This is a genomic window from Pseudomonas sp. RL_105y_Pfl2_101 (assembly GCF_963970585.1).
GTDB lineage: Bacteria > Pseudomonadota > Gammaproteobacteria > Pseudomonadales > Pseudomonadaceae > Aquipseudomonas.
Genome location: NZ_CAXAPG010000006.1, coordinates 105,436 through 118,062, shown reverse-complemented (window position 1 = coordinate 118,062; position 12,627 = coordinate 105,436). Strand labels below are relative to the sequence as shown.

Annotated in this window: 13 protein-coding genes; 6 read left to right on the top strand and 7 right to left on the bottom strand. The window is 60.8% G+C overall.

Annotated elements, in window-relative coordinates; translation table 11 throughout:
* Positions 1-481: 481 nt before the first annotated feature.
* From AACY31_RS09695 to AACY31_RS09680, 4 genes are all read left to right on the top strand, one after another.
* Positions 482-1,504, top strand: a complete 1,023-nt coding sequence (locus tag AACY31_RS09695; protein WP_339475340.1) for a transporter — start codon at positions 482-484, stop codon at positions 1,502-1,504.
* Positions 1,505-1,646: 142 nt separating this feature from the next.
* Entirely contained in the window at positions 1,647-1,790 is a 144-nt protein-coding gene (locus tag AACY31_RS09690; protein ID WP_339475342.1) for a hypothetical protein, read from the top strand.
* 37 nt (positions 1,791-1,827) lie between these two features.
* Positions 1,828-2,058, top strand: a complete 231-nt coding sequence (locus AACY31_RS09685; protein ID WP_339475344.1) for a hypothetical protein — start codon at positions 1,828-1,830, stop codon at positions 2,056-2,058.
* A 102-nt stretch (positions 2,059-2,160) separates the two neighbouring features.
* Positions 2,161-3,360: an MFS transporter gene (locus tag AACY31_RS09680; RefSeq protein ID WP_339504371.1), complete on the top strand. Its 1,200-nt coding sequence runs from the start codon at positions 2,161-2,163 to the stop codon at positions 3,358-3,360.
* Here AACY31_RS09680 and arfB read toward each other — a convergent pair.
* Together arfB and AACY31_RS09670 are read right to left on the bottom strand one after the other, a co-directional pair.
* Positions 3,357-3,770, bottom strand: coding sequence for an alternative ribosome rescue aminoacyl-tRNA hydrolase ArfB (arfB, locus tag AACY31_RS09675; RefSeq protein WP_013694088.1), 414 nt, complete (start codon positions 3,768-3,770; stop codon positions 3,357-3,359). The genes AACY31_RS09680 and arfB overlap by 4 nt on opposite strands.
* Positions 3,771-4,036: 266 nt before the next feature.
* Complete coding sequence (locus AACY31_RS09670; protein ID WP_339475350.1) at positions 4,037-5,455, bottom strand: amino acid permease; 1,419 nt, start codon at positions 5,453-5,455, stop codon at positions 4,037-4,039.
* A gap of 937 nt (positions 5,456-6,392) precedes the next feature.
* On the opposite strand from AACY31_RS09670, the gene AACY31_RS09665 reads away from it, so the two are divergent.
* Positions 6,393-6,530, top strand: coding sequence for a hypothetical protein (locus AACY31_RS09665; protein WP_003178782.1), 138 nt, complete (start codon positions 6,393-6,395; stop codon positions 6,528-6,530).
* 92 nt (positions 6,531-6,622) lie between these two features.
* Complete coding sequence (locus AACY31_RS09660; RefSeq protein ID WP_339475351.1) at positions 6,623-7,588, top strand: leucyl aminopeptidase; 966 nt, start codon at positions 6,623-6,625, stop codon at positions 7,586-7,588.
* Positions 7,589-7,793: 205 nt separating this feature from the next.
* Here AACY31_RS09660 and rluB read toward each other — a convergent pair whose 3' ends face one another.
* The 5 genes from rluB to AACY31_RS09635 all read right to left on the bottom strand — a co-directional run bounded on the left by rluB (position 7,794) and on the right by AACY31_RS09635 (position 12,602).
* Positions 7,794-8,996, bottom strand: a complete 1,203-nt coding sequence (gene rluB / locus AACY31_RS09655; protein WP_339475354.1) for a 23S rRNA pseudouridine(2605) synthase RluB — start codon at positions 8,994-8,996, stop codon at positions 7,794-7,796.
* A 309-nt stretch (positions 8,997-9,305) separates the two neighbouring features.
* Positions 9,306-10,253 carry an SMC-Scp complex subunit ScpB gene (scpB, locus tag AACY31_RS09650; protein WP_339475356.1) on the bottom strand — a complete coding sequence of 316 codons (948 nt, stop codon included), beginning with the start codon at positions 10,251-10,253 and terminating at the stop codon, positions 9,306-9,308.
* Between the two features lie 11 nt (positions 10,254-10,264).
* Positions 10,265-10,963, bottom strand: a complete 699-nt coding sequence (locus AACY31_RS09645) for a segregation and condensation protein A (protein ID WP_339475711.1) — start codon at positions 10,961-10,963, stop codon at positions 10,265-10,267.
* A 132-nt stretch (positions 10,964-11,095) separates the two neighbouring features.
* Positions 11,096-11,725: an L-threonylcarbamoyladenylate synthase gene (locus AACY31_RS09640; RefSeq protein ID WP_339475358.1), complete on the bottom strand. Its 630-nt coding sequence runs from the start codon at positions 11,723-11,725 to the stop codon at positions 11,096-11,098.
* A gap of 13 nt (positions 11,726-11,738) precedes the next feature.
* Positions 11,739-12,602 carry a PHP domain-containing protein gene (locus tag AACY31_RS09635; protein WP_339475360.1) on the bottom strand — a complete coding sequence of 288 codons (864 nt, stop codon included), beginning with the start codon at positions 12,600-12,602 and terminating at the stop codon, positions 11,739-11,741.
* Positions 12,603-12,627 lie beyond the last annotated feature (25 nt).

The following is a 12,627-nucleotide window of genomic DNA, read 5'->3' as shown; positions in this document are numbered from 1 at the left end:
CGTCTGCTTGCCGCGCAGCAGGACATTTTTCCATTCCTGCACCTGCACCTTGAACTGTAGGTTGGCCTCGTCAATCAACTGCGAGGCACGCAATGGTCCATCGATCAGGTTGCGATAGTTCTGGACACCATTGGAAAGGAAATGAAAGGACGCCAGAGCGATCAGCAACATCGCCAGCAGGCTGCCGCTCAACAGGGCAAGAATCTGGGCTCTAAGGGACTTCTGTAAAATCATAGGGAGCAATCTCTAAGCAAAAACAACGGAACGACGTCCCGACCTCCATGTCGCAACACACCGCATCGCAGGGAGGGGTACGCACATACCATCGGCCTGCCTGGGACATTCTTGAACCTTGGCGACTGCCGGTAGCGCCAGCTTGGCGGTGCGAATGGAACGGTCACAAAACCATCAAGAAAACTTGCGAAGATGGCGCTCAAGTGAGCCTGTAGGCGCGACGGGCACTTCCCGCCAGCGAGACGTCATGAACCACAGCATCGACCAAAGCCACCGTGATCCGGACCTGTTTGGCCTGCTTTACGGGTTTCGTTTCCGCCCCGGCGCACGCGGGCAGGAGATCGATTCGGCCCAGGCCTTACGGTGCCTGCAACACCCGCAAGACTCGGATGAGTTCCTCTGGCTGCACCTGAACCTGGCTCATGCCGCCTGCGAGCGCTGGATGAAAAGTCACCTGGCCCTGCCCCAGGAGTTTTTCGAAGCCTTGCACGAAGGCTCGCGCTCGACCCGCATCGAGCATGTCGACTCGGCGTTGCTGGCCGTGGTGAACGATGTCGTGTTCAACCTCAGCAACCTGGTGTCCTCGGATGTCTCCACATTATGGGTTTGCGTGCACAGTCGATTGATCGTCAGCGCGCGGCTGCAACCCCTGCACTCGGTCGACAAGCTGCGCTCGTCGGTGAAGGCCGGCGAATGCTTTCGCTCGCCAGTGGAGTTACTCGTGCACTTGCTACGCGATCAGGGCGAAGTGCTGACCCAGATCGTGCGCAAGACCAGCCTGAGTGTCGACCAGGTCGAGGATCAGTTGCTGTCCTCGCGGCTGTCCACCAACCGCGCCGAGCTGGGCAGCAACCGCCGGGTACTGGTGCGCCTGCAGCGCTTGCTGGCCCTGGAGCCGGGTTCATTGCTACGTCTGCTCAACCGTCCGCCGCAATGGTTGCAGAAAGAAGACGTCAAGGAACTGCGCAAATCCACCGAGGAGTTCGCCCTGATCATCAACGACCTCACCGCGTTGAGCGAACGGATCAAGCTGCTCCAGGAAGAAATCGCCGCCAACCTCAACGAACAGAGCAACCGCACCCTGTTCACCCTGACAGTGGTGACGGTATTGGCGTTGCCCATCAACATCATTGCCGGTTTCTTCGGCATGAACGTCGGCGGCGTACCGCTGGCCAGCGATCCCGAAGGCTTCTGGATCCTGGTGGCACTGGTGGCGACCTTCACGTTGATTGCCGGCCGCTGGGCATTTCGCAAGCGACGTGACTATTGAACATGACGTGTCTAGACAATCCCTTTTGTCGGCCCGACGGGATTTAAAAGTCTTTTTGTCATTTCTCCTGCTGTATCCTGCAAAGGCTTTGTAAAAGCGCGGATCTACCAGATCTATCCACAGACTTTGCGAGGAGCGCGATATGCATGAGATCCCTAATCTCCCCTTCCCTAGCCTGCACGACACTGAGCAGACGACCACGCTACAAGCCGGGGGGCAAGCAGACGTCCAGCAACCCGAGCCCAAAGAAGCCACTGAACGCCGCCAGGCCGACAGCGAAGACTGATTGACCCGCACCACCAGACCGTGTGGAAAGCGCTAAGATGCGTTTTCCACACTGCCTGAATCCCGAGCCCTCTATGACCAATGACACCCCTCCATTCAGCGAAGCCCAGGCCAGTGTGCTGATCGGCACTGCCGAGAAAATGGTCGAGATCTGGACCCGCCTTCCGGCCGAGAAACAAGCGGCCCTGCTGGCGCGCTTTGGCAGCGAAGAAAACGCCATCGCCGCACTGGTCACCACACACTTGGTCAGCGGTGAGAGCGACAGCTGAGCCACCATTGGGCAAATAGTTTTACTTTTCCCCGCCTTGACCCCGCGCTCGCCGTTATCATAAGCAGCCTATCTATCCTGCTGCTCCGCGGACCTCTTTCCCATGTCAGATTCCCAGCGCCCCCTGGCGGTCACGCTGCAAGTCGTTTCCATCGTCCTGTTCACCTTTATCGGCTACCTGAATATCGGCATTCCCCTGGCCGTGTTGCCCGGGTTCGTCCACGGCGAACTGGGCTTCGGCGCGGTGATCGCCGGGTTGGTGATTAGCGTGCAATACCTGGCCACCCTGCTCAGTCGTCCTTATGCAGGGCGGATCATCGATAACCTGGGGAGCAAGCGTGCGGTGATGTTCGGCCTCGCCGGCTGCGGGCTGAGCGGCGTGTTCATGCTGGTGTCTGCCTGGACAGCCCACCTGCCAACGTTCAGCCTGATCAGCCTGCTGATCGGTCGCCTGGTGCTCGGCAGCGCGGAAAGCCTGGTGGGCTCCGGTTCGATTGGCTGGGGCATCGGCCGGGTCGGCGCGGCGAATACCGCCAAGGTGATTTCCTGGAACGGTATCGCCAGTTACGGCGCGTTGGCGATTGGCGCACCGCTGGGGGTGTGGCTGGTCAATGCGCTGGGACTGTGGAGCATGGGCGTGAGCATTATCTTGCTCGGTTTGCTGGGGTTGGCATTGGCCTGGCGCAAAACCGCCGCGCCCATCGTCATTGGCGAACGCCTGCCGTTCATGCACGTGCTGGGACGTGTGCTGCCACACGGCTGCGGCCTGGCCCTGGGCTCCATCGGGTTTGGCACCATCGCCACGTTCATCACCCTGTACTACGCCACCCAGCACTGGGACAACGCCGTGCTGTGCCTGAGCTTGTTCGGCGCCAGCTTCATCGGCGCGCGCCTGCTGTTCGGCAACCTGATCAACCGTCTGGGCGGCTTTCGCGTGGCGATTGCCTGCCTGTCGGTGGAAGCCCTGGGCCTGCTGCTGTTGTGGCTCGCTCCGGATGCCCATTGGGCCCTCGCGGGCGCGGCGTTGAGCGGTTTGGGCTTCTCCCTGGTGTTTCCGGCGCTGGGCGTGGAAGCGGTCAACCTGGTGCCGGCCTCCAGCCGCGGCGCGGCGGTGGGCGCTTATTCGCTGTTCATTGATTTGTCGCTGGGGATCACCGGACCGCTGGCCGGTGCGATTGCCGCGGGCTTCGGCTTTGCCTCGATCTTTCTGTTCGCCGCACTGGCGGCCTTGGGCGGGTTGGCATTGAGCGTCTACCTGTACCGACAGGCGCCGAGGCATCGCCAGGAACGGGAGAAAAGCTAGAAGTCCACCTTGCCGCGCCCGGCCTTGATCGAGCCGCGTTTGGTCTTGGATTCCAAGCGACGCTTTTTCGAACCCAGGGTCGGCTTGGTCGGGCGGCGCTTCTTTTCGACCTTGGTGGCGCTGAGGATCAGTTCAGTCAGGCGCTCCAGGGCATCGGCCCGGTTCTGTTCCTGCGTGCGGTATTGCTGGGCCTTGATGATCAATACACCGTCGCTGGTAATGCGACTGTCGCGCAGGGCCAGCAGCCGCTCCTTGTAGAACTCGGGCAGCGACGAGGCCGGAATGTCGAAACGCAAATGCACGGCGCTGGAGACCTTGTTGACGTTCTGCCCCCCTGCCCCCTGGGCGCGAATGGCCGTCAGCTCGATCTCGGCGTCCGGGATGTGCACGGTGTTGGAAATCGCCAGCATGGAAAGTGTCCGGTATCAGGACCCACAGGATAACCGAAACCGCTGGAATGAGGCTTGTGAGAGCCCGACCTATGGAGCTGGTCTGTGGAACTGGTCTGTGGGAGCACGGCTTGCCCGCGATGAACGACAATGCGGTCTATCGACAAATCGCGGTGACTGCATCGCGGGCAAGCCGTGCTCCCACAGACCTTGCTTCCACAGGATTTGTGCCTGGCTTGAAACGACAAACCCGGCACTTGGCCGGGTTTGTTGTATTTCAGGCTTGCTTACTTGGCAGCAGCCGCCACAGCCAGTTCATGCCGGGCACTGCGCTTGTTCTTGATCACGTAGCACGTCCACATGAACACCACCCACACCGGAATCGCATAGACCGATATCTGGATGCCGGGAATCAACAACATCACGCCCAGGATGAACACCACGAACGCCAGGCAGATGTAGTTGCCGTACGGGTACCACAGCGCCTTGAACAGCGGCGTCTGGCGGGTCTGGTTCATGTGCTGGCGGAACTTGAAGTGCGAGTAGCTGATCATCGCCCAGTTGATCACCAGGGTCGCGACCACCAGCGACATCAGCAACTCCAGCGCATGCTGCGGGACCAGGTAGTTCAACAGCACCGCCACCAGTGTGACCGCCGCCGAGGCGAGGATCGAACGCACCGGCACGCCGCGTTTGTCGATCTTGGACAAGGCCTTAGGCGCATCGCCCTGCTCGGCCATGCCCAGCAACATACGGCTGTTGCAGTAGGTGCCGCTGTTGTACACCGACAGCGCGGCGGTGAGCACCACGAAGTTGAGGATATGCGCCGCGGTGTTGCTGCCCAGCATCGAGAACACCTGCACGAACGGGCTGCCGCTGTAGGCATCGCCGGAAGCGTTGAGCGTGGTCAGCAGGCTGTCCCAAGGCGTCAGGGACAACAGCACCACGAGCGCACCGATGTAGAAAATCAGGATCCGGTAGATCACCTGGTTGATGGCCTTGGGGATCACGGTTTTCGGTTTGTCGGCCTCGGCGGCGGTGAAACCGAGCATTTCCAGGCCACCGAACGAGAACATGATGATTGCCATGGCCATCACCAGGCCGCTGACGCCGTTGGGGAAGAACCCGCCGTGGGACCACAGGTTGGTCACCGACGCTTGCGGCCCGCCATGGCCGCTGACCAGCAAATAGCTGCCCAGGGCAATCATGCCGACAATGGCCACGACCTTGATGATCGCAAACCAGAACTCGGCCTCGCCGAAGACTTTGACGTTGGCCAGGTTGATGACGTTGATCAGGATGAAAAACGCCGCCGCCGACACCCACGTCGGGATGTCCGGGGCCCAGTAATGGATGTACTTGCCGACTGCAGTCAGCTCGGACATGCCCACCAGGATGTAGAGAATCCAGCAGTTCCAACCCGAGAGGAAACCGGCGAAACCGCCCCAGTACTTATGGGCAAAGTGGCTGAAGGAACCGGCCACCGGCTCTTCAACGATCATTTCGCCCAACTGGCGCATGATCATGAAGGCGATGAAACCGCAGATGGCGTAGCCAAGGATCATTGACGGGCCGGCTGATTTCAGCACCCCCGCCGAGCCGAGGAACAGTCCGGTACCGATCGCGCCACCGAGGGCGATCAGTTGAATGTGGCGATTTTTCAGGCCGCGTTTCAGCTCGCCCGAATGCGAGTTTTGTCCACTCATGAAAAGGGTCTCACGCAAGGTTTGATGATGTTCGTTAGACGTTGCCGCTCGAATCGGATCTCAAGCAGCGCCGATCAAACCCCAGCGCAGGCACCAGGAATTCAGCGTTTTTACAACGGTCATGCGTCACCTGTTTGTTTTTATCTGTGACGAAATCGAACCCGACACGCTTGTGGCGTGGCGGAGTGAACAAGGCGGATAACCTTGAAAGTGCGTGGGTACGCGAAGGGTCACAGTAAAACGCGGCGCATTGTACACCGCTGACCCCCTGCTGCCAGACACCACCGGATCAGCGTGTCATTTGCCGGGATTGCATGGGGCCGCCTCGAACCTGCCGGGCGGCTGCAAAAAAGTGTCCAGACTCTCGCGAGTCCCTGAAGGGTGTAGCGTGAAAAACGCCACGACGGGAGAAAAGCATGTGAGCTACGGCGTTCATTGCGCCTCCTTCTTGTTATTCACCTGCACGACAGGCATGAGGCGCATCTCACCCTTCTGGTCGACTGGAAACAAGCGGGCCAGAGCCTTTGAAAGCCCGCTTGGACAGGCCTTGCGGAAGATTTTCCTTACACCCCGGAGCGACCCGGTTTCCGGCCACCGCGATGGGCATTTTTCGTCAGCATTTCTTTACAACACGTAACGAAGAGTTGCCATGCAGCAATCTTTTGCGGGCTGACTGCAAATTGACGGTAGGTAGCTACCTATTAAAAAAAACACCCAGGCAGCTGTTTTTGAATGAGTAATGTTGTCGCCAAAAATGGAACAAAAAGTTCAAACGAAAATAATGAAATTATTTTTTGCAATCCAAAAAACCCTCGACTAGGTTTTCAGCGACTTGCCAAGGCATCGTGCCGACAAGTTCTGCGGTGCCGTTGCCGGTCTGTTTTCACTTGCCGAACCGAACCGCTGATTTCCGTAAAAGTCATCTAGGAGATTCACTATGCAAGCACTGGACAAAGACTTGGAAACCGAACTGCAACTGGACGAATGGTTTGAAGCCCCAACCCATGAAGCCGCCGTTGAAATGATGCAGGCCGATGCCGTCGTTCCGTTCGGCACGGCGATGTGGCCTCTGTAGGCAGCGCCCGGCGGAGGCGATCCGGCCGGTCGACTCCGCCACTTTTGCCGGTTGCCAGGGACGTTTAATGCACTTGTCAGGGAAGAATAAGCATGGACACACAACGAGCCATCTCACATTTCCTTTACTACCTCGAACACCATCCCGCCCTGGTCGGCATCCAGCCCGCCAAGGTGCTGCTCGGCCATACCGCTGACTATGAAGCGCTGACCAGTGCCATTGCCGAACAGGCGGGCAGCGACTCGCCCTTCCGGTTCAGCGTCATGCGCCTGGACCTTGAGCCCACGGAGCGCCTGTCCAAGGCCATTGCCGACAGCGATCTGTATATTTTCTTCTACGACTCCTCCACCCTGCCCAACCCTCGTCCCGACGGCCCGGACTTTGTCCGCGCACTGCAAGGCGTGATGGCCGACAACTGGAAAAAATCGCTGCTGTTCAAGGACTACGGCGACTACTTCTACGACACTTTCAGCGTGATTCCCCAGCGTATCGCCGGGCTCAACAGCCACCTGATCCGGCGCATGTCCCAGGCGACGAGCTTGAGTTTCCAGGATGACCACGGTTCGTATTTCGACACCGCCCTGGGCGGCGTTAAGAAGTGGACCGACATCAACGGCCTCGGCAACTACGACCTGGCCCCCGGCGAAATCGCCACCCACAGCGACACCATCAATGGCCGAGTGAATTTCGTCGGCACGTTCCTGAGCACCATCCCGTTCGCACGCAAATATGGTGTGCTGCAATCGCCGCTGGAGCTGTGGATCGAAGACTCCACCATCCAGAAAATCGCCACCGACGTGCCAGGCCTGGAACACGACTTCAACAAATACCTGGACGCCAACCCGTCCAACCGCCGCATCGAGGAGCTGGGGATTGGCACCAACGAAGGGGTCAAGAGCCTGTACGCCCGCAATGCCGGTTTCGAGGAGCGTCATTGCGGCCTGCACTTGGGGCTCGGCGGCGGGGCCAAGGGCAGCCATCACCTGGATCTGATTTTCGAGAAGGGGATGTTGGCGCTGGATAATGAGCCGATGTTTGATGGGCGGTTTGTGCTTTAGAGATGGCGGTGATGCTACTGACCTCTTCGCGAGCAGGCTCGCTCCCACAATGGAACGGCGCCGAACACGCATCTCCCATTCACTAAAGATCTAACTGTGGGAGCGAACCTGCTCGCGAAGGCGGACTCACTTGCGCCCCATCACTAAAGCCAGCGCAAAAAAAAGCCAACTCGAAAGTTGGCTTTTTTTCATGGGCGGTTGCCGATCACTCCGGCTTACGACGCCCAAACCCAGGACGCTGTCCCGAACCTGCCGGTGCGCCACGGCGCTTGCCCGATGGCGTGTCGCGGTCGGCCAGGACGATACCCGGACGCTTTTTCGGTGCTGGCTTGGCCGGACGCTTGGTGTCGACCGGGCGATCGGCGACTGGCGTACCTCGACCAGCCGGAGCACCGCGCCCTTCACCACGTTCAGTCCGACCGTTGGCCGGACGCGGGGCAGGCTTGCGGGCCGGGCGTTCGCCTTCGATCTGCGGCTCGCGCGAAGGACGCGGCCCCGTCGGCGCGCCTTCGGCAGCCGGACGCAGCGTACGCACGCGCTCGGTCTTGCCCATCGGACGCGAGGATTTACGCTGCATCCGTTCCAGCTTGTCCTTGCTCTTGGCGGTCATCTGCGGCATTGCCACCGGCTTGAGGCCCACTTCGGCCGCCAGGATGTCGACTTCGTACTGGCTCATTTCGCGCCAGCGGCCCATCGGCAGGTCGGAATTGAGGAACACCGGACCGAAACGCACGCGCTTGAGGCGGCTGACCACCAACCCCTGGGATTCCCACAAACGACGCACTTCACGGTTGCGGCCTTCCATCACCACGCAGTGGTACCAGTGGTTGAAGCCTTCACCGCCGGGAGCCTGCTTGATGTCGGTGAAACGCGCCGGGCCGTCTTCCAGCACAACGCCAGCCTTGAGGCGCTCGATCATCTCGTCGTCGACTTCGCCACGCACACGCACGGCGTATTCGCGGTCCATCTCATAGGACGGGTGCATCAAACGGTTAGCCAGTTCACCGTCAGTGGTGAACATCAGCAAACCGGTGGTGTTGATGTCCAGGCGACCGATGTTGATCCAGCGGCCTTCTTTGGGGCGTGGCATCTTGTCGAACACGGTCGGACGGCCTTCCGGGTCGTCACGGGTGCAGATCTCGCCGTCGGGTTTGTTGTACATGATCACGCGGCGCACCGTTTCGGCGGCCTCTTCGCGCTTGATCACCTTGCCATCGATGGTGATGGCGTCGTGCATGTCGACACGCAGGCCCAAGGTGGCATCTTTGCCGTTGACCTTGATTCGGCCCTGGGTGATCCAGGCTTCCACGTCGCGGCGCGAACCGACGCCGATACGGGCGAGGACTTTTTGCAGCTTCTCGCCTGCTGGGCCAATTTCCTGGCTGTCGTTCTGGTCTTGGTCTTTCATTCTGGGCACCTCCCGGTGTGGTCGAGCCAGGCTTGGCCTGACGCTTTGAAAACGGGTCTTTGACGAAGGGATCGCCAAAGGGTCGCGAATCATACGCTCGTTGAGGCGATTGCGCATCAGAGACTAGCTGATCGACGCGCGCCCGGCGCTTTTTCCGCCGACCGGTGGCGCGTAACGGGGTGGAATTCATTATCTAGTGTGGGAGCGAGCCTGCTCGCGATAGCGATTTCACATCCACAACAATGTCAGTTGACAGACCGCTATCGCGAGCAGGCTCGCTCCCACAGGGGTGTTGTGGTGTCAGCTGGATCAATCGTCGAACTGACGCCGTTCGTTTTCGATCGCTTCGGCCAGGGCGCGGGCTTCGGCTTCTTCGTCACTCAGTTCGGGTTCCGGCGGTTGGAGGGCGGCGACGGCGGCCAGCAGTTTTTCCCGGGCTTCGGCAACGCCGAGGATGTCCTCTTCAGGTTCGGGCTCAGGCTCAGGCTCCGACTCGCTGTCAGGCTCCGGCAACTCATCCGTCTCGCCGTCCGGCCCCGGCCCCTCACGTAGCAGGTCGTCGAAATCGGTCTTCAAGCCCTCCTCCATGGTGTCCAGCTCCAGCAACAACGAGTGGAAACTGGTCTCTTCCTTCGGTTCCTCAGGCTCGGCACTGGCGTCGGCCAGTTCCTGCAGCCCCTGGGGCACCGGGGCATCGTCGAACGCCAGCATCGGTTCGGGTTCCAGCTCCCGCAGTTCGGCCAACGGCGGCAGGTCATCCAGGTTCTTCAGGTTGAAGTGATCGAGAAAGGCCTTGGTGGTGGCGAACATCGCCGGTTTGCCCGGCACATCGCGATAGCCTACGACACGGATCCACTCGCGCTCCAACAGCGTCTTGACGATATGGCTGTTGACCGCCACGCCGCGCACATCTTCGATCTCGCCGCGGGTGATCGGTTGGCGATAGGCAATCAATGCCATGGTTTCGAGCATGGCGCGGGAGTAGCGCTGCGGCCGCTCCTCCCACAGGCGCCCGACCCATGGTGCGAACTTCTCGCGGATCTGCAGGCGATAACCGGACGCCACTTCCTTGAGTTCGAAGGCCCGCCCCTCGCAAGATTTGCCCAACAGCGTCAGGGCCTTCTTGAACACGGCCGGCTCAGGCCGCTCGCCTTCTTCGAAGAGTTCGAACAGGCGCTCCATCGATTGCGGCTTTCCCGAGGCCAGCAGGAAAGCTTCAAGCAAGGGGGCCAGCTCGCGGGGTTCAGTCAGATTCATTGATTTGCTCGTTATTCGGCTCGTGCCCGCACGTGGATCGCTGCGAACGGCTCATTCTGCACCAGCTCGACCAAGGATTCCTTGACCAATTCCAGGACCGCCATAAACGTCACGACGACCCCCAAGCGCCCTTCCTCGGCGGTGAACAGCTCGACGAACGGCACGAAACCGCCGCCCTTGAGCCGCTCCAGCACATCGCTCATGCGCTCGCGGGTGGACAGCGCTTCGCGGCTGACCTGGTGACTTTCAAACATATCACCTCGGCGCAGGACCTCGGCCATGGACACCAGCAACTCTTCCAGGCTCACATCTGGCAGCAGCTTTCGCGCCCGCGCCTCGGGGGCATCGAGCTTGGGCACCACCACATCGCGCCCGACCCGGTTCAAGCCATCGAGGCCTTCGGCCGCGACCTTGAAACGCTCGTACTCCTGCAAGCGCCGGATAAGCTCGGCCCGCGGGTCGTCCTCTTCCTCTTCGACCGCTGCCGAGCGCGGCAGCAGCATCCTTGACTTGATCTCGGCGAGCATGGCCGCCATCACCAGGTACTCGGCCGCCAGTTCCAGGCGCACCGACTGCATCAACTCGACGTAGCCCATGTACTGACGGGTGATCTCCGCCACGGGGATGTCGAGGATATTGATGTTCTGTTTGCGGATCAGGTACAGCAGCAGGTCAAGCGGGCCCTCGAAAGCTTCGAGGAACACTTCCAGCGCATCCGGCGGAATGTACAGGTCCAGGGGCATTTCCATGACCGCCTGGCCATAGACCATGGCGAACGGCAGCTCCTGCTGCGCGCCGGCCTGGCTGTCGGCATTGTCCACGGCGGTTTCCACGGCGGACATTCAGGCCTCGACCATGAACGGCGTCGGATCGCCACAACCGACGCGCACCACCTGGGGCTCGTCATCGGCCAGGTTGATCACCGTAGACGCCGACATGCCGCCGAAACCGCCGTCGATGATCAAGTCCACCTGATGCTCGAGAATCTGGCGCATCTCATAGGGATCGGTCAGAGGCTCGGTCTCGCCGGGCATGATCAGCGTGACGCTCATCAGCGGCTCACCCAGTTCCGCCAGCAGCGCCAGGGCAATGGGATGGCTTGGCACCCGCAGGCCGATGGTGCGTTTTTTGGGGTGCAGCAACAGCCGCGGGACTTCTCGCGTGGCGTTGAGAATGAATGTGTACGGCCCCGGCAAATGCGCCTTAAGCAGGCGAAAGGTGCCGGTGTCGATCTTGGCGAACAGGCCCAACTGCGACAGGTCACTGCAGATGAGCGCAAAGTTGTGCTTGTCGTCCAGTTGACGCAGGCGTCTTACTCGCTCCACGGCATTCTTGTCGCCGATCTGGCAACCGATGGCGTAGGAGGAGTCGGTGGGATAGACCACCACGCCTCCACCGCGAATGATTTCCACGGCCTGTTTGATCAGGCGCGCTTGCGGGTTTTCCGGATGAATCTGGAAAAATTGACTCACGTGTTCTACCTGTTCAGACGGCGGCGGTAACGGGATCATGTTTGAATCTACACCAGAGTGGTGGCAGATCTTCCGGCAACGGGCGGTATTCGCCAATCTCGGACCAGCCCCCAGGGCCATGGAAATCACTGCCGGCGGTGACCAGCAGGCCGAATTCACGGGCCAGGATTGCCAGGCTACCGACCTGCTCGGCAGGCTGATGGCCGTTGACCACCTCAATGGCATGCCCCCCCGCTTGAATATAGTCGGCAACCAGGCGGCGGCGCTTGCTGCGAGTGAAGTCATAATGCCATGGATGTGCCAGGCTGACCCAGGCGCCAGCGGCCCGCAGGGTCTGGACGGTGTCTTCCAGCGTCGGCCAGTGCTGCTTGACGTCCCCCAGCTTGCCGGCCCCTAACCATTTGCGGAACGCTTCGGCGCGGTCCTTGACGAACCCTTCGCGCACCATCCAGTCGGCGAAGTGTGGCCGGGCCGGTGCGTTGCCGCTGTCGCCCAGTTCCTGCTGGATCTGCCGGGCGCCGTCCAGCGCACCGGGCATGCCCTTGAGGGCCAGCTTGCGGCTGATCTCTTCGGACCGCAGCCAGCGCCCGTCATGCAGTTGCGCGATGGCCTGGACCAGCGCGGGCGCATTCACATCGAAACCGTAGCCCAGCACATGGATGGTCGCCCCGCCCCAGGTACAGGACAACTCGACCCCATTGACCAGCTGCATGCCCAGCGCCGTGGCGGCGCTGCGGGCCTCGTCGAGGCCTTCGAGGGTGTCGTGATCGGTCAGGGCCAGGACTCGCACGCCGTGCTCGAACGCCCGCGCCACCAGAACCGCGGGCGCCAGGGCGCCATCGGAGGCCGTGCTATGGCAGTGCAAATCAACATTCACGAGAGTTTGTTACCTCAAATCAGCT

Bases quoted from the DNA above. Each gene is read 5' to 3' on its own strand.
- AACY31_RS09695 (WP_339475340.1), top strand. From the start codon at position 482: ATGAACCACAGCATCGACCAAAGCCACCGTGATCCGGACCTGTTTGGC.
- AACY31_RS09690 (WP_339475342.1), top strand. From the start codon at position 1,647: ATGCATGAGATCCCTAATCTCCCCTTCCCTAGCCTGCACGACACTGAG.
- AACY31_RS09685 (WP_339475344.1), top strand. From the start codon at position 1,828: ATGCGTTTTCCACACTGCCTGAATCCCGAGCCCTCTATGACCAATGAC.
- AACY31_RS09680 (WP_339504371.1), top strand. From the start codon at position 2,161: ATGTCAGATTCCCAGCGCCCCCTGGCGGTCACGCTGCAAGTCGTTTCC.
- arfB (WP_013694088.1), bottom strand. From the start codon at position 3,770: ATGCTGGCGATTTCCAACACCGTGCACATCCCGGACGCCGAGATCGAG.
- AACY31_RS09670 (WP_339475350.1), bottom strand. From the start codon at position 5,455: ATGAGTGGACAAAACTCGCATTCGGGCGAGCTGAAACGCGGCCTGAAA.
- AACY31_RS09665 (WP_003178782.1), top strand. From the start codon at position 6,393: ATGCAAGCACTGGACAAAGACTTGGAAACCGAACTGCAACTGGACGAA.
- AACY31_RS09660 (WP_339475351.1), top strand. From the start codon at position 6,623: ATGGACACACAACGAGCCATCTCACATTTCCTTTACTACCTCGAACAC.
- rluB (WP_339475354.1), bottom strand. From the start codon at position 8,996: ATGAAAGACCAAGACCAGAACGACAGCCAGGAAATTGGCCCAGCAGGC.
- scpB (WP_339475356.1), bottom strand. From the start codon at position 10,253: ATGAATCTGACTGAACCCCGCGAGCTGGCCCCCTTGCTTGAAGCTTTC.